The sequence below is a fragment of the Rhodoferax koreense genome (assembly GCF_001955695.1).
Lineage (GTDB): Bacteria > Pseudomonadota > Gammaproteobacteria > Burkholderiales > Burkholderiaceae_C > Rhodoferax_B > Rhodoferax_B koreensis.
This window is the reverse complement of sequence record NZ_CP019236.1, coordinates 830,352-846,034: the sequence shown is the minus strand read 5'-3', so window position 1 is coordinate 846,034 and position 15,683 is coordinate 830,352. Positions and strand designations below refer to the sequence as shown.

Annotated in this window: 15 protein-coding genes; 9 read left to right on the top strand and 6 right to left on the bottom strand. The window is 67.9% G+C overall.

The window, feature by feature from the left end; translation table 11 throughout:
* Positions 1-4: 4 nt before the first annotated feature.
* From hutG to RD110_RS04030, 3 genes are read left to right on the top strand one after another with little or no spacing between them, the layout of a single operon-like run.
* A complete protein-coding gene (hutG, locus tag RD110_RS04040; protein ID WP_076196932.1) occupies positions 5-838 on the top strand; it encodes an N-formylglutamate deformylase in 834 nt (277 codons plus the stop codon).
* Complete coding sequence (locus RD110_RS04035) at positions 835-2,268, top strand: FAD-binding oxidoreductase (protein WP_076196930.1); 1,434 nt, start codon at positions 835-837, stop codon at positions 2,266-2,268. Before hutG ends, RD110_RS04035 begins: the two co-directional genes overlap by 4 nt.
* The gene (locus RD110_RS04030) at positions 2,265-3,419 is read left to right on the top strand and encodes a histidinol-phosphate transaminase (RefSeq protein WP_076196928.1); all 1,155 of its coding nucleotides are present in this window, start codon (positions 2,265-2,267) and stop codon (positions 3,417-3,419) included. The genes RD110_RS04035 and RD110_RS04030 overlap by 4 nt, the downstream gene beginning before the upstream one ends.
* Here RD110_RS04030 and RD110_RS04025 read toward each other — a convergent pair whose 3' ends face one another.
* The 3 genes from RD110_RS04025 to RD110_RS04015 all read right to left on the bottom strand — a co-directional run bounded on the left by RD110_RS04025 (position 3,420) and on the right by RD110_RS04015 (position 5,741).
* Positions 3,420-3,869 carry a GNAT family N-acetyltransferase gene (locus RD110_RS04025; RefSeq protein ID WP_076196926.1) on the bottom strand — a complete coding sequence of 150 codons (450 nt, stop codon included), beginning with the start codon at positions 3,867-3,869 and terminating at the stop codon, positions 3,420-3,422.
* Between the two features lie 153 nt (positions 3,870-4,022).
* On the bottom strand, positions 4,023-4,898 hold the full coding sequence (htpX, locus tag RD110_RS04020) for a protease HtpX (RefSeq protein ID WP_076196924.1): 876 nt from the start codon (positions 4,896-4,898) through the stop codon (positions 4,023-4,025).
* 75 nt (positions 4,899-4,973) lie between these two features.
* Entirely contained in the window at positions 4,974-5,741 is a 768-nt protein-coding gene (locus tag RD110_RS04015) for a DUF3025 domain-containing protein (protein WP_083686092.1), read from the bottom strand.
* A 93-nt stretch (positions 5,742-5,834) separates the two neighbouring features.
* On the opposite strand from RD110_RS04015, the gene RD110_RS04010 reads away from it, so the two are divergent.
* The 3 genes from RD110_RS04010 to RD110_RS04000 all read left to right on the top strand — a co-directional run bounded on the left by RD110_RS04010 (position 5,835) and on the right by RD110_RS04000 (position 7,959).
* Positions 5,835-6,557, top strand: coding sequence for a GntR family transcriptional regulator (locus RD110_RS04010; RefSeq protein ID WP_076196920.1), 723 nt, complete (start codon positions 5,835-5,837; stop codon positions 6,555-6,557).
* A gap of 105 nt (positions 6,558-6,662) precedes the next feature.
* The gene (locus RD110_RS04005; RefSeq protein ID WP_076196918.1) at positions 6,663-7,526 is read left to right on the top strand and encodes an isocitrate lyase/PEP mutase family protein; all 864 of its coding nucleotides are present in this window, start codon (positions 6,663-6,665) and stop codon (positions 7,524-7,526) included.
* Complete coding sequence (locus RD110_RS04000) at positions 7,516-7,959, top strand: HIT family protein (RefSeq protein WP_076196916.1); 444 nt, start codon at positions 7,516-7,518, stop codon at positions 7,957-7,959. The genes RD110_RS04005 and RD110_RS04000 overlap by 11 nt, the downstream gene beginning before the upstream one ends.
* Before the next feature lie 836 nt (positions 7,960-8,795).
* On the opposite strand, the gene RD110_RS03995 is transcribed toward RD110_RS04000, so the two are convergent.
* Positions 8,796-9,950 carry an ABC transporter substrate-binding protein gene (locus tag RD110_RS03995; RefSeq protein ID WP_076196914.1) on the bottom strand — a complete coding sequence of 385 codons (1,155 nt, stop codon included), beginning with the start codon at positions 9,948-9,950 and terminating at the stop codon, positions 8,796-8,798.
* A 133-nt stretch (positions 9,951-10,083) separates the two neighbouring features.
* Here RD110_RS03995 and RD110_RS03990 point away from each other — a divergent pair, with 133 nt between their 5' ends.
* Entirely contained in the window at positions 10,084-11,520 is a 1,437-nt protein-coding gene (locus tag RD110_RS03990; protein WP_076196912.1) for an FAD-binding oxidoreductase, read from the top strand.
* A 72-nt stretch (positions 11,521-11,592) separates the two neighbouring features.
* Here the strand turns inward: RD110_RS03990 and RD110_RS03985 are convergent, their stop codons facing one another.
* Together RD110_RS03985 and pyrC are read right to left on the bottom strand one after the other, a co-directional pair.
* A complete protein-coding gene (locus tag RD110_RS03985) occupies positions 11,593-12,570 on the bottom strand; it encodes an NYN domain-containing protein (protein ID WP_083686091.1) in 978 nt (325 codons plus the stop codon).
* A gap of 23 nt (positions 12,571-12,593) precedes the next feature.
* On the bottom strand, positions 12,594-13,667 hold the full coding sequence (gene pyrC, locus RD110_RS03980; protein ID WP_076196908.1) for a dihydroorotase: 1,074 nt from the start codon (positions 13,665-13,667) through the stop codon (positions 12,594-12,596).
* Between the two features lie 151 nt (positions 13,668-13,818).
* Between pyrC and RD110_RS03975 the strand changes: the two genes are divergently transcribed.
* Together RD110_RS03975 and RD110_RS03970 are read left to right on the top strand one after the other, a co-directional pair.
* Positions 13,819-14,370, top strand: a complete 552-nt coding sequence (locus tag RD110_RS03975) for a TRAP transporter small permease (protein ID WP_076196906.1) — start codon at positions 13,819-13,821, stop codon at positions 14,368-14,370.
* On the top strand, positions 14,367-15,665 hold the full coding sequence (locus RD110_RS03970; RefSeq protein ID WP_076196893.1) for a TRAP transporter large permease: 1,299 nt from the start codon (positions 14,367-14,369) through the stop codon (positions 15,663-15,665). Before RD110_RS03975 ends, RD110_RS03970 begins: the two co-directional genes overlap by 4 nt.
* Positions 15,666-15,683: the final 18 nt, after the last annotated feature.

The window sequence follows — 15,683 nt, the reverse complement described above, 5'->3', positions numbered from 1 at the left end:
CGCCATGACACATGCCATCACCGACCAGCCCGCGTTCCGCTTCCACCAGGGCAGCGCGCCGCTGCTGATTTCCATGCCGCACGTCGGCACCCATGTGCCGCCGGCCATCGCGGCGCGCTTCACCGACGAAGCGCGGCAGGTGCCCGACACCGACTGGCACCTCGAACGCCTCTACGATTTCGCGCGCGATCTCGGCGCCTCGCTCCTGATTGCCACGCATTCGCGCTACGTGATCGACCTGAACCGCGCCCCCGATGGCGCCAGCCTGTATCCCGGCCAGAGCGTCACCGGCCTGTGCCCCGTCGACACCTTCGACGACACACCGATCTACGCCGCCGGCGACGTGCCGACGGACGCCGAGATCGCCGCGCGCCGCGCCGCCATCTGGCAGCCCTACCACGCCAAGCTGGCCGAGGAACTGGCACGCCTCAAGGCCACCCACGGCGTGGCCGCGTTGTGGGATGCGCATTCGATCCGTTCGGTGCTGCCGCGCTTCTTCGAAGGCAAACTGCCCGACCTGAACCTCGGCACCGCCCAGGGCGCCAGCTGCGACCCGGCGCTCGCCGAGACGCTGCTCGGTATCGCCAAGCGCGCCAAGGGCTACACCGGCGTGCTCAACGGCCGCTTCACCGGCGGCTACATCACGCGCCACCACGGCCAGCCCGCCCACGACGTGCACGCCGTGCAGCTGGAGATGACGCAGAGCAGCTACATGCAGGAGGCCCTGCCGTTCGACTACCTGCCCGAGGTGGCGGCCGGCGTGCAGCCGCATGTGCGCCGCATGATCGAGGCCGTGCTGCAGTTCGTCGAGACCCGGCGCACGCGGGTGAGCGCATGAGCACCAGCGCCAAGCCATTCCTGCAGGCGCTGGTCGATGCCGTCGGTGCCGACGCCGTGGTGCCCGGGGCCGAAGTCGCGCCACGCCATCTCAGCGACTGGAGCGGCGCGCCGCCGGTCGTGCCGTTGGCCCTGGTGCGCCCGCGCAGCACGGCCGAAGTGGCGGCGGTGCTGCGCCTGTGCCATGCGCACCGCGTGCCGGTGGTGCCGCAGGGCGGGCTCACCGGCCTGGCGGGCGCGGCGGTGCCGGCGGCCGACGGCATCGCGCTGTCGCTGGACCGCATGAACGCCATCGAGTCGCTCGACACCGCCGCTGCCACCCTCACCGTGCAGGCCGGCGCCACGCTGCAGGCGGTGCAGGAAGCCGCCGCCGCGCAAGGCCTGTTGTTCGGCGTGGACCTGGGCGCGCGCGGCTCGTGCCAGATCGGCGGCAACCTGGCCACCAATGCCGGCGGCAACGGCGTGTTGCAGTTCGGCATGATGCGCGAGCAGACGCTCGGCCTCGAGGTGGTGCTGGCCGATGGCAGCGTGCTGCCGATGCTGCGGCCGATGGTGAAGAACAACACCGGCTACGACCTCAAGCAGTTTTTCATCGGCGCCGAAGGCACGCTGGGCGTGATCACCCGCGCCATCCTCCGGCTGCAGCCGGCGCCGCGTGCGCGGGCCACGGTGCTGGTGGCCCTGGCCGGGCCGGACGACTTCCAGGCCGCGCTGGCACTGCTGCGCCGACTGCAGGCGCGCTTTCCAGGTGCGGTGGCGGCGTTCGAGCTGATGTGGCGCGACTTCGTCGAAGCCTCGCTGCGCTGGCAGGCCTTGCGCGAACCCTTCGAAGCCCCGCATCCGCTGACGGCGCTGGTCGACGTGACCGGTGCCACCGAGGACGCGTTGCACACCGCGCTGGAATCCGTGCTCGGCGAGGCCATGGAGGCCGGCGAGGTGGCCGACGCCGTGGTGGCGCAGTCGCAGGCGCAGGCGCAGGCACTGTGGAAGATCCGCGAGGCCACGGCCGAACTGCCCACCCACATGCGCCCGCCGATCAACTTCGACGTGAGCCTGCCGATGGCCGACATCGGCCGCTTCGCCGAGGCCTGCCGCGACGCGCTGACGGCCCGCTGGCCGGCCCACCTCACGATCTTCTTCGGCCACGTGGGCGACGGCAACCTCCACCTCTCGACCGACGCGCGCACGGTCGGCGGCGACGAGGCCGGCGTCGAGCAGATGGTGTACGGCCTGGTGGCGGAATTCGGCGGCAGCGTGTCGGCCGAACACGGCATCGGCCTGCACAAGAAGCCTTATCTCGGCGCCAGCCGCAGCCCGGCCGAACTGGCCGCCATGCGCGCCATCAAGCAGGCCCTGGATCCGCTGGGCCTGCTCAACCCCGGCAAGATTTTCGACCCACATCCCGCACCCGCACACCAGGACACACCATGACTTCCACACTCGCCCCCGCCCAGCCCTCCACCGCATCGTCCATCTCGGCCCTGGCCCGCCCCGAAGTGCGCGGCCTGCCGGCCTACAACGCCGGCCTGTCCTCTGCGGCGGTGCGCGCGCGCTACGGCGTGGCCCACATCGCGCGCCTGGGCAGCAACGAGAACCCCTATGGCGCCAGCCCGGCCGTGGCGCAGGCGTTGGCCGGCCTGGCCGCGCAGGCCGGCACCTACCCCGACGCCAACGCTGGCGCGCTGCGCGAGGGCATCGCCCGGTGGACCGGCGCGCCCGCCGAGCGCATCGTAGTGGGCAACGGCTCCGAGAACCTGCTCGAGGTGCTGTGCCAGGTGTTCCTCACGCCCGGGGACCGGGTGGTGACCCTGCTGCCCTCGTTCGGCCTGCACGAGATCTATCCGCGCATGATGGGCGCGCAGGTGACCATGGTGCCGGTCACCTCGGCGCTCGAATTCGACGTGGACGCCTGGTGCGCCGCACTCGCCGGCGGCGCCAAGCTGGTGTTCCTGGCCAATCCGTCGAACCCGGTCGGCTGCATGCTCGATACCGCCGCGTTCCGCCGCATCGTCGCCGCCGCCCCCGAGGACGCGGTGCTGGTCGTCGACGAAGCCTATGTGGAATACGCATTGCACAGCCCCGGCTTTCCCGACGCCGTGGCCGAACTCTCGGCCCAGCCCCGCCCTTGGATCGTGTTGCGCACCTTCTCCAAGGCCTGGGGCCTGGCCGGCCTGCGCGTGGGCTACGGCATCGCCAGCAGCGCCGAATTCGCCGGCCTGCTGCACCGCGTGCGCACGCCCTTCAACGTGAACATGGCCGCGCAGATGGCGGCGCTGGCGGCGCTGTCGGACCCGGCCCACATGCAGGCCAGCGTCGCCCGCACGGTGGCCGCACGCGAGGTGCTGGTGAGGCAACTGCGCGGGCTCGATGTGGCCGGCCTGCGCATCGCCCCGTCGGCCACCAACTTCCTGTTCATCGACCTCGGCCGGCCCAACGCCCCGGTGCACGAAGCGTTGCTGGCACGCGGCGTGATCACCAAGGCCTGGAAGGAGCGCGGGTTCGAGAACTACCTGCGCGTGTCGGTGGGCACGGCGGAGGACAACCAGCGCTTCGTGGATGCGCTGGCGGAGATCCTGGGCTGATCAGGGCCGCAGCATCTCGATGTGCTCGATGCCGTCTTCGAGATAGACCCCGGACACCGGCACGAAGCCGAAGCTCTGGTAGAACCTCAGCAGGTAGTGCTGCGCACTGATCCGGTTGGAACGGCCGAGCCAGACTTCGTCGCAGCGCTTCAGCGCTTCGGCGATCAGCCGCCGCCCCACGCCCTGCCCGCGGAAGGCGGAGGAGCTCGCCACGCGGCCGAGCGAGGGCTCGGGGTATTTGGTGCCCGGGTCCGTCACCCGCAGGCAAGCCGCGAGCGTCTCGCCCGACCAGGCCAGCAGGTGCCAGCAGCGCAGGTCGTAAGGGTCGGCATCCTGGTAGGCGCAGTTCTGCTCGACCACGAAAACCGATTCGCGCAGGGCGATGGCGGCATGGAAGGCGCGGGCGCTCAGATCGTCGATCCGCGCCCATTCGAAACGAAGGCTAGGCATTTTTGATGTCTTGTCTGGAAAAGAGGCTTCGACAGGCTCAGCCCGAACGGACCGGGGCACCTGTCCGTGTCGAACCCAACCGGACTTCAAGACGCCGTCGTGTCGAGCCCGAACACCCGTTCGCCCTAAGCCCCGTCGAAGTGCCCGCAAGTATCAACCCTGGGCGTTCTGCAGGGCGGCGATGCGCTCCTCGATCGGCGGATGCGTGGAGAACAGCTTGCCGATGCCGCCGGCGATGCCCAGCGAAGCCACGCTCTTGGGCAGTTCGGCCGTGTGCATGCCGCCCAGGCGGGCCAGGGCGTTGATCATCGGCTGGCGGCGGCCCATGAGCTGGGCGGCACCGGCGTCTGCGCGGAACTCGCGGTGGCGCGAGAACCAGGCCACGACGATGGCGGCGGCGAAGCCGAGCACGATGTCGAGCACGATGGTGGTCACGTAGTAGCCGATGCCGGGGCCGGCATTGCGGTCGTCGCCCTTGCGCAGGAAGCTGTCCACGGCGTAGCCGATCACGCGGCTCAGGAACACCACGAAGGTGTTCATCACGCCCTGGATCAGGGTCATGGTCACCATGTCGCCGTTGGCCACGTGCGCCACCTCGTGGCCGAGCACGGCCTCGATCTCTTCGCGCGTCATGCCCTGCAAGAGGCCGGTGGACACGGCCACCAACGCGGAGTTCTTGAAGGCACCGGTGGCGAAGGCGTTCGGGTCGCCTTCGAACACGCCGACTTCGGGCATGCCGATCTGGGCCTTGTCGGCCAGGCGCCGCACGGTGTCGACGAGCCAGGCTTCGTCGGCATTCTGCGGCTGTTCGATGACGCGCACGCCCGACGACCACTTGGCCATGGGCTTGCTGATCAGCAGCGAGATGATGGCGCCGCCGAAGCCCATCACCAGCGCGAAGCCGAGCAGCGCGCCCAGGTTCAGGCCGTTGGCCGTGAGGTAGCGGTTCACACCGAGCAGGCTGGCGACGATGCCCAGCACCGCCACGATGGCGACGTTGGTCAACACGAATAAGACGATGCGTTTCATGGATTCTCCGTAGGGTCGAGTTGGTTTGGCCCTGACGCCCAAGATGAGGGCAGGCGAGCCCACATCAAGCGGTTGTCATGCCGCGTCGTTGGTTGTGTTGGTTATGGAGACGCGGGCGGGCCGAAAGACAAACGGGTCATCATAGAAGGAAAAATCCTCGTTTCCGGTCCACCAGCCGGGTACGCCCAGAACTGGCAAGGGCAAGAAGGGCTTGCGGGCCAGCGTCGGCGCGGCAAGGCTCGCGGCGACGGTGCGGTCCAGGTCGTCGCCGTCCGCCGCCGCTGGCGTCACGCCGGTATAGACGTGCGCGGTGATCGCCTTGCGCGGCGCGGCCAGCTTCTCGAGCAGCGCATGGCCGAACAGCACCAGCTGCGCGTGGGCCCACAGCGGACGCAAGCCAACAAACAACCGGTGCCAGTCGCGTGCGGCCAGCGCCTGCCACAGCGGCGGCGGCGCGATCAGGAAGGCGGCGTTCTCGTCGAACAGCGTGAGCGCATCGCGCACCGGGCCGCGTTGCGGCCGGATGCCCTGCGCCCTGATCTCCGCCGCCTGCAACTGGTTGATCCGCGTCTTGGTGGCGGGGAAGCGCTGCCAGCACAGGCCGTTGAAGAAATCGTGCAGGTTGTCGCGCGTGGGCACGGTGCGGGTGCGGAAGATGTATTCCTCGTAGGCGACACCCGCAGGCAGCGCGGCCTGCGGCACGAAACGCACCGGCGCCGCGGCCATGCGGCCCAGGGCTTCGGCCACCGGCAGGCCGCGCGCGACTTCCGTCAGTGCCGACTCGCCGTGTGTGCGCCAGGCGCCCAGCCAGGGGCGCGCCCAGTCCACCGCCATCGAAGACATCGGCCCACCAGTTGTTTCTTGCATACCGAACCTTACGCGCAATAAAAACCTACAATGCTCCCAGCCCGCTTCAGTGGCCGAAGAAGGAAACCCATGGCCCAAAAATTCGAGATCGAGATGCCGAAGTCGCTGACGGACATCGTCGCGCAACGCGTGCGGCAGGCGATTATTGATGGCGAGTTCGCGCTCGGGCAGATGATCTCCGAGGAAACGCTGGCCGCCTCCTTCGGCGTGAGCCGCACGCCGGTGCGCGACGCGCTCACGCTGCTGCAGACCACCGGCCTGGTCGAGATCCGATCCAAGCGCGGCAGCTACGTGTTCCAGCCCGACGAGGACGACGTGCGTGCGATCTGCGACTTCCGCGCCATGCTCGAACTGCACGGCGCGGCCTTGTCACGCCAGGTGGCGCGCGAGGCCACGCTGGCCGATCTGCGCGCCATCTTCCGCGACATGGAAGCCGCCGACGCGGCCGACGACGAAGTGGCCTATGGGCACTGCGACTCGGCCTTCCACGAGGCGCTGTTCACCCACAGCGGCAATGCCTACGTGGTCAACGCCTATGCGCTGGTCTCGGGCAAGATCGCCGCGCTGCGCACCAACATGGCCAAGCAGTTCGCCAACGCGCGCGACGTCTCGCTGGAGGAACACCGCCAGATGATCCGCTGCGTCGACGAGGGCGCGTTCGACGAACTCGCCACCATCGTCAACGGGCACGTCGGTCGCACGGTCGATGCCTTCCGCCTGGCCAGCGACGCGGCGCGCGAGGCCGCCAAGGCCGTGACGCCACCCCTCCGCCTGCGCACGCCGGCGGCCTGAACCCGCAACAAGGAACCGAAATGAAACCCCCACGCTCATCGCTTCGCGTATCGCTGTCCCCCGAGGGGGCGCGTCAGTGCCTACGGGCGGAAGGGCGGCACTGATATGCACCCTGCCCTCCAGCTCAAGCAACTGCTCCAGTCCGGCCGCATCGTGATGGCGCCCGGCGCGCCCGACGCCATCACCGCACGCCTGGTGCAGAAGGCCGGCTTCCCGGCCATCTACATGACCGGCTTCGGCGCCACGGCCAGCCGGCTCGGCACGCCCGACATCGGCCTCCTGAGCCAGACCGAGATGACCACCCATGCGCGCGACATGGCCCGCGTGGTGGACATCCCCATCATCGCCGACGCCGACACCGGCTACGGCGGCCCCTCGAACATCCACCGCACGGTGCGCGAGTACATCCAGGCCGGCGTGGCCGCGATCCACCTGGAAGACCAGGTGGCGCCCAAGCGTTGCGGCCAGATGGCCGGCATCCGCCTCATGGACGCCGAAGAAAACGTGCGGCGCCTGCAGTGCGCCATCGCGGCGCGGGGCGCGGATGACTTGCTCATCATCGGCCGCACCGATGCGCTGCCCGCCATGGGCATCGAGGAAGCGATCCGTCGCGCGCACCTGTACCAGGATGCGGGCGTGGACCTGGTGTTCGTCGACGGCATCAAGAAGATCGCCGAGGTGGAGGCCGTGGCCAAAGCCGTGAAGGGGCCGAAGATCGTCTCCATCGTCGACGGCAACGAAACCACCGCGCTTACCGCCAACAACCTGCAGGAAATGGGTTTCTCCGTGGTGTTCTACGCGGTCACGGCGCTGTTCACCGCCGCCAAGGCGGTATCGGACGCGCTGGCCGAACTGCAGCGCGCGGGCACGCCCAAGGGCAGCGCCGGCGGCATGGTGAGCTACGCCGAATTCAGTGCGCTGGTCGACCTGGATTTCCACAAGGACCTGGACGACCGTTATGGCAGTTGAGGCCGTGGCGGCTTGCCGCTATTGCACGGCCACGAACGAGGAACTCGCGCCGGTGATGGCCCACATCGCCGACCTGGACTGGACGCGTGTATTTCTCTATGGCGACCAGACGCACCGAGGCCGGTGCGTGGTGCTGTTCAAGCGCCATGCGCGCGAGTTGTTCGAACTGAGCGAGGAAGAACGCGCCGGCTTCATCCGCGAGGTGGCGCTGGTGGCCGCCGCCATCGCAAAGGCCGTGCCCTGCGACAAGCTGAACTATGCGGGCTATGGCGATCGGGCCGACCACCTGCATTTCCACGTGGTGCCGAAAACCCAGGACGGGCCGGCCTGGGGCCAGCCGTTCATTCTGAATGCGGAGACGCCAGTGTTGCTCGATGCCCCCGATCAGCAGGAAATGCTATTGAAATTGAAACAGTTCCTGCAGAGCACATAAGCGCTGGCAGCCTTTTTACCTCCCCATTCGCCCTGAGCCAATCGAAGGGCCTGGTCAAAGTGCTTCGACAAGCTCAGCACGAACGGAGGTGGAGGTTCGGCACGAACGGCCGCGGGGGCAACGGGACGAACAATCCATCCCCCGTTCGCCCTGAGCCCGTCGAAGGGCCCTGTCGAGGTGCTTCGACAGGCTCAGCACGAACGGAGGTGGAGGTCGGCACGAACGGCCGCGGGGGCAACAGGACGAACAACCCATCCCCGTTCGCCCTGAGCCCGTCGAAGGGCCCTGTCGAGGTGCTTCGACAGGCTCAGCACGAACGGAGGTGGAGGTTCGGCACGACCGGCCTCGGGGGCGACAGGATGAACAAGCCATCCCCCGTTCGCCCTGAGCCTGCCGAAGGGCCCTGTCGAGGTGCTTCGACAGGCTCAGCACGAACGGACGTGGAGGTTCGGCACGAACGACGGCGGGGGCAAGGGGACGAACAACCCATCCCCCGTTCGCCCTGAGCCTGTCGAAGGGTCCAATCAAGGTGCTTCGACAGGCTCAGCACGAACGGAGGTGGAGGTTCGGCACGAACGGCCGCGGGGGCAACAGGATGAACAACCCATCCCCCGTTCGCCCTGAGCCTGTCGAAGGGCCCTGTCGAGGTGCTTCGACAGGCTCAGCACGAACGGAGGTGGAGGTTCGGCACGAACGACGGCGGGGGCAAGGGGACGAACAACCCATCCCCCGTTCGCCCTGAGCCTGTCGAAGGGCCTGTCGAGGTGCTTCGACAGGCTCAGCACGAACGGGGGTGGAGGTTCGGCACGAACGACGGCGGGGGCCGCGCGAACGGCTTAAAGCTTGCCCAGCGGCGGCAGGATTTCCTTCACCACCGGCTTGCCGCCCTTGATCTCGATCAGGAAGCTGTCGCGGTCGATGTCGCCCTTGTCGTCGAAGGTCACGTCCATCAGGATGCCGGGCTGCTCGGACGCCTTGATGGTCATGCCGTGCAGGGCCTTGGCCACGGCCACGCGGTCGAACTTGCCGACCTTCTCGATGCCGGCCTTGAGCATGTAGACGCCCTGGTAGCCCTTGATGCCGTTGTGGTCGGGCACGAAGTTGTATTCCTTGACGAACTTGTCGCGCACGGCCTTGATGGCGGGAATCGGCGCGTCGGCCGACATCTCCGAATGGCCGACCACGCCGTTGGCCGCATCGCCGGCCAGGTCGATGACCTTCTGGCCGAGCAGGGTCACGTCGCCGACGATGGGCTTGTCCCAGCCCTGCTTGCGCAGCTCGCGCACCGCACGTGCCGATTCCTCTTCGTTCAGGTAGACGAACACGCCTTCGGCGCCGGCCTGCTTCACCTTGACGATGGGCGCGGAGAAGTCGACCTGGCCGGCCTCGGTGGACACGTCGGCCACCACTTCCACGCCGAAGGTCTTGAACGCCGTGACCACGGCGTCGCGCCCGCCCTTGCCGAAGTCGTTGTTCACGTAGAGCAGCGCGATCTTCTTGATCTTCAGGTTCTGTGCGATGTAGCGCGCGGCCTTGGGCATGGTGTTGCCCTGGGTCAGGCCGGTGCGGAAGATGTAGGGGCTGCCCTGCTGCGTGACGAGTGCGCCGGCGGCGGCGGTGAAGTTGGGGATCTCGGCGCGGCGGGTTTCGGTCTGGCTGATCAGGATGGAGCCGGTGAACACCGGCCCGTAGATGGCGAACACGCCCTCGTCGATGGCCTTGACCACCAGCGCCTTGGCCACGCCGGGGTTGGTCTGCGTGTCCATGTTCATCACCTCGATCTTGCGGCCAAGGATGCCGCCGGCGGCGTTGATGTCCTTCACGGCCAGCTCGATGCCCGACTTGAACATGGTGCCGGCCGTGGCGCCCGCGCCCGACAGCTCGACCACGTTGGCGATCTTGAGGGTCTGCGCCTGGGCCCATGCGGGCAGGTTGACACAGGTGGCGGCCAGCACGGCGGCGGCGATCAGGCTACGGCGGGGAAAGTTCATGGAGGTCTCCGTTGGAATGGTTTCGGTCGTCTCGCGCGGCTGATGTAACAAACCCAACCGCGTCGGTGCAATTAGTGTACAGTACTCCGTACCTTACATACATCAAATTTTTGATGCCACGTCCGAACTCGCCATGACCACTTCCACATCCGATTCCGCCCTCCCGGCAATACAGGCACTGCAGGCCGAACTCGGCCCCGGCGCCGTCTTCATCGCCGCCGACGTGCCCGCACGCAACCGCAACGACTACAGCGGCATCGGTCCCACCGCGCCGCTGGCCATGGTGCGCCCGGCGGATACCGCCGGCGTGGCCGTGGCGCTGCGCATCTGCCACACGCATGGCGTGGCCGTGGTGCCGCAGGGCGGGCTCACCGGGCTGTGCGGCGGTGGCCGCGCGGGTGCGCACGAGGTGGCGCTGTCGCTGGAGCGCCTGGTCGGCATCCAGGAGATCGACACCGCCTCAGCCACCATGACCGTGCTGGCCGGCACGCCGCTCGAGGTTGTGCAGAAAGCGGCGGCCGAGGCCGGCTTCTTCTGCCCGCTGGATCTGGGCGCGCGCGGCTCCTGCGCCATCGGCGGCAACTTGTCGACGAATGCCGGCGGCAACCGCGTGATCCGCTACGGCATGGCGCGCGACATGGTGCTGGGCCTGGAGGCCGTGCTGGCCGACGGCACGGTGATGACCAGCCTGAACAAGATGATCAAGAACAACGCCGGCTTCGACCTGAAGCACCTGTTCATCGGCAGCGAAGGCACGCTGGGCATCATCACGCGTATCGTGCTGCGGCTGTTTCCCAAGCCGGCCTCGACCATGGTGGCGATGTTCGCCGCCGACGACTACGCCACAGTGCTGAAGCTGCTGAGCGCCGCGCGCAACGGCCTCGGCCCCACGCTGTCGGCCTTCGAGGTCATGTGGCCCGACTACTGGGCCATGGCGACGCGGCGCGTGCGCGGCGTGCGCAACCCGTTCGCGGGTGATCCGCGCAGCGAGAAGGACGACGCCGATGCCTACGGCGCCTATGTGCTGGTCGAGGCGCTCGGCACCGACGCAGCGCAGGACGCACCGCGTTTCCAGGCCTGGCTCGAAGGCCTGCTCGAGGACGGCACGGTGCCCAACGCCGTCGTCTCGCAGTCGCTGGCCGATGAAAAGGCGTTCTGGGGCGTGCGCGACGCCTGTGCCGAATTCCACCAGTTGTGGCCCGGCCACCTGGCCTTCGACATCGGCCTGCCGGTCACGGCGATGGACGACTATGCGCGCCGCTGCAAGGCCGCCATCACGGCGCAGCTGCCGGGCTGCGAGGCCGTGTTCTACGGCCACATCGGCGACGGCAACGTGCACATCGTCACCTACCAATCGGGCGTGCCGGCCCAGCCGAAGGACGCGGTGGAGGAGATCGTCTACGGCCTGGTGCGCGAATACGGCGGCACGGTGTCGGCCGAACACGGCATCGGCACCTTGAAGCGCCGCTGGCTCGCGCATGCGCGTTCGCCCGAGCAGATCGCGCTGATGCGCACGCTCAAGGCGGCGATGGACCCGAAGAACATCCTGAATCCGGGCAAGGTGATCTGAGCCCGGTTGCTACACAAAAAGTAGCACCTCGCGCAGATACTGTCTGCGCTGGAGATCGATTTTCCTTGAAACTCAGGATGTGAAGCGCAGGCGCGTCGGCTGCACGTCCGGGGTCAGCTCGAAATGCGCGGCATGTTTCTTGAAAAACTTGACGGAAGACGCGTTCTTGCCCAGCAGCTTGGCATCGTGCAGCAAACGCACGGCTTCGTTGAGCGCCACCGATTGGCCGTCCTGCAAACCGGGCACGGCCAGCAGGATGGCCTGGATGTCTTCCGCATGCCCTTGCGCATGTCCTTCCGCCTTGGCCGACGCAGCCGGTGGCTCCGCGGCGATGGTCGGCACGGCTTCAGCGCGCGTGGGGAACATGCGGGATGGCGGTGCGGGCTCGGCGGACGGCTCTGCCTGGACCACGGACTCCGCCTTGGTGACGGACTTCGCGCCCGCCTTGGGTGTCACGGCCTTGGCGCGGCTTGCGGCCTTCTTGGCGGGTGCGGCCCGCCGTGCCGGTGCAGGCGCCGCCGCTGGCGCAGGCTGCGGTGCCGGCGCGCCGATGCGCGGCTGCGGCGCGACGGCCTGCAAAGGCGTTGCGAAACTGTCGCCGGCACTCTTGGCACGCACGATCAGCACCTGCTCGTAGTAGGACCGGATGTCGGGCGAAAGCTTGGTCTTCTGCGAGAAGCAGATCAGGCGCACGCCGCGTTCGCGCAGGCGCAGCACCAGCGGCGCGAAGTCGGCGTCGCCGGTGCCAATGGCCATCACCGACGGCGCGCACTGGTACCAGAGGTCGAGGGCATCGACGGCCAGCAGGATGTCGGTGGTGTTCTTGCTCAGCGGGTCGTTGATGATGGGGCGGATCGCCAGCTCGCGCATCACACCGGCCAGGCCCTTGAGGTTGTCGGCGCTGCCGTAGGCGCGGCGGATGGCCACCGGGCCGCAGAGTTCGGTGAGCTTCCTCAGCGCCTCCTCCACCGCCTCGGGCGAAGACAGGTTGTCGGCGTCGATGAGCAGCGCGACACCGCCACGGCCCTGCATGGAGAGGGAATCGGTCATTCTTGGGTTCTCGGTTGTTGGGGTCAGTCGACCAGTTTCCAGGGGAGCGACTCACCGGAACGAAGGGGTTTGAGCTCGGCTTCACCGAAGGCGAAGCTTGCGGGCGGTGTCCAGCTCTCGCGGCGCAGCACGATCTTGTCGGCATTGCGCGGCAAGTTGTAGAAGTCGGGCCCGTTGAAGCTGGTGAAGGCTTCGAGCTGGTCGAGCGCGCCCGCGTTGTCGAAGGCTTCGGCGTACATCTCGATGGCCGCATGGGCCGTGTAGCAGCCGGCGCAGCCCGTGGCGTGTTCCTTCAGGTGCGCGGCATGCGGCGCGCTGTCGGTGCCGAGGAAGAAGCGGCCCGGGCCGCTGGTGGCGGCCTGCACCAGCGCCAGGCGGTGGGTTTCGCGCTTGAGCACCGGCAGGCAGTAGTAGTGCGGGCGGATGCCGCCGGTGAAGATGGCGTTGCGGTTGAACAGCAGGTGGTGCGCGGTGATGGTGGCACCGACGAAGCGGTCGGCCTCGGCCACGTACTGCGCGCCTTCCTTGGTGGTGATGTGCTCCATCACGATCTTGAGTTCGGGGAAGTCGCGGCGCAGCGGGATGAGTTGCTGGTCGATGAAGGCCGCCTCGCGGTCGAACAGGTCGATCGCCGGATCGGTGACTTCGCCGTGCACCAGCAGCAGCACGCCTTCGCGCTGCATGGCTTCGAGCGTCCTGTAGGTCTTGCGGATGTCGGTCACGCCGGCGTCGCTGTTGGTGGTGGCGCCAGCCGGGTACAGCTTCAGCGCGACCACGCCGGCCGCCTTGGCGCGCGCGATTTCCTCGGGCGGCAGGTTGTCGGTGAGATACAGCGTCATCAACGGTTGAAAAGACGCTCCCGCGGCGGACTCGGGAAGGGCGGCCAGGATGCGTTCGCGGTAGGCCACGGCGAGTTCGGTGGTGGTGACCGGCGGGCGCAGGTTGGGCATGATCAGCGCGCGGCCGAACTGCGCCGCGGCATGCGGCACCGTGGTGCGCAGGGCCTCGCCATCGCGCAGGTGCAGGTGCCAGTCGTCGGGGCGGGTGATGCTGAGGCTGGTGACGGCGGGGAGTTGGATTTCGGATGCGGTGCTCATGCGCGAATTGTCGCATTGCCGCCCGGTCGCGGCGCACGCGAACGCCGCGCCTAGGACAATCCCCATGCGGTGCATGCGGGTTCAAAGATATGATGTTTGGCTGCCCCGCGGCGCTTGGCCGCGGGTGTCCACCTCTCACCCCGCTGCCGAAATGTCCTCCTCTCCCCTTTCCGGCGAATTGCCGGAAACCCAGCCGCCCGGCGCCGCCGAGGCCGATCCCGCCACCCGCATCCCGCTCAAGATCGAAGACTGGCTCACCGTGCTGATCATGGGAGCGCTGGCGCTGATCACCTTCGCCAACGTGCTGGTGCGCTATTTCACCAACAGCTCGTTCGCCTGGACCGAAGAATTTTCGGTGTTCCTGATGATCCTCTTGAGCATGGTCGCCGGCTCGGCCGCCGTGGCGCGCGACCGGCACATCCGCATCGAATATTTTTCCGAAAGCGGCTCGATGGCGCGACGCAAACGCCTGTCGCAGTTCGGCGCGGTGATGGTGGCGGCGCTGTTCTTCCTGATCGCGGGCCTGAGCCTGCGCATGGTGTTCGACGACTACCGCTTCGAGGAAACCTCGCCCGGCATCGGTGTGCCGCAGTGGTGGTATTCGGTGTGGCTGCCGATCGTGTCGACGGCGATTGCTTTGCGCGCGGTGGGTCTGTTTGTCCGCCGCGGCAAACAGGTCGACGAAGAAGAGACGCCGTCATGATCGCGACACTGTTGTTCGTGGCCTTCGTGCTGATGATGCTGGTCGGCGTGCCGATCGGCGCGGCGCTCGGCCTGGCCGGCGCGGCCTGTATCGCGCTGGCGAATTCGGACGCGCAATGGTTCGGCCTCTTGGCCGTGCCGCAGAATTTCTACGCCGGCCTGGGCAAGTACCCGCTATTGGCGATCCCGATGTTCGTGCTGGTCGGCTCGATCTTCGACCGTTCCGGCGTGGCGCTGCGCCTGGTGAACTTCGCCGTGGCCATGGTCGGCCGCGGGCCGGGCATGTTGCCGATGGTGGCGATCCTGGTGGCGATGTTCCTCGGCGGCATCTCGGGCTCGGGCCCGGCCAATGCCGCGGCGGTGGGCGCGGTGATGATCGCCGCCATGTCGCGCGCCGGCTACCCGGCCGCGTATTCGGCGAGCGTGGTGGGTGCGGCGGCGGCCACCGACATCCTGATTCCGCCCTCGGTGGCCTTCATCGTGTATTCGGTGCTGGTGCCGGGCGCGTCGGTGCCGGCGCTGTTCGCCGCAGGCATGATCCCCGGCATCCTGGCCGGCCTGGCGCTGATCGTGCCGGCCGTATGGATGGCCCGCAAACACAAGATGGGCGCACTCGAAGCGAGCATGCCCAGGCCCGAATTCTGGAAGAGCTTCCGCGAGGCCACCTGGGGCCTGGCCGCGCCGATCCTGATCCTCGGCGGCATGCGCGCGGGTTGGTTCACGCCGACCGAGGCGGCCGTGGTGGCGGTGTTCTACGGCCTCTTCGTCGGCATGGTGATCTACCGCACGATCCAGGTGCGCGACCTCTACGTCATCCTGCGCGAATCGGGCGAGCTCTCGGCGGTGATCCTGCTGGTGGTGTCGCTGGCCGGCATCTTCGCGTATTCGCTGTCCACGCTCGGCGTGATCGACCCGGTCGCCAAGGCCATCGTGAACTCGGGACTGGGTGAATACGGCGTGCTGGCGCTCCTGATCGTGATGCTGATCACGGTGGGTATGTTCCTCGACGGCGTGTCGATCTTCCTGATCTTCGTGCCGCTGCTCTGGCCCATCGTGCAGTTCTACAAATGGGACCCGGTGTGGTTCGGCGTGATCCTTACCTTGAAGGTGGCGCTGGGCCAGTTCACGCCGCCGCTGGCCGTGAACCTGATGGTGTCGTGCCGCATCGCCAACGTGCGCATGGAGGACACGGTGCGCTGGGTCGGCTGGATGCTGTTCGCCATGTTCCTGGTGATGGTGGCGGTGATCGCCTGGCCGCAGCTGGCGCTGTGGCTGCCGAACAAGCTGGGTTACTGACTTTTCAACAACTTCGAA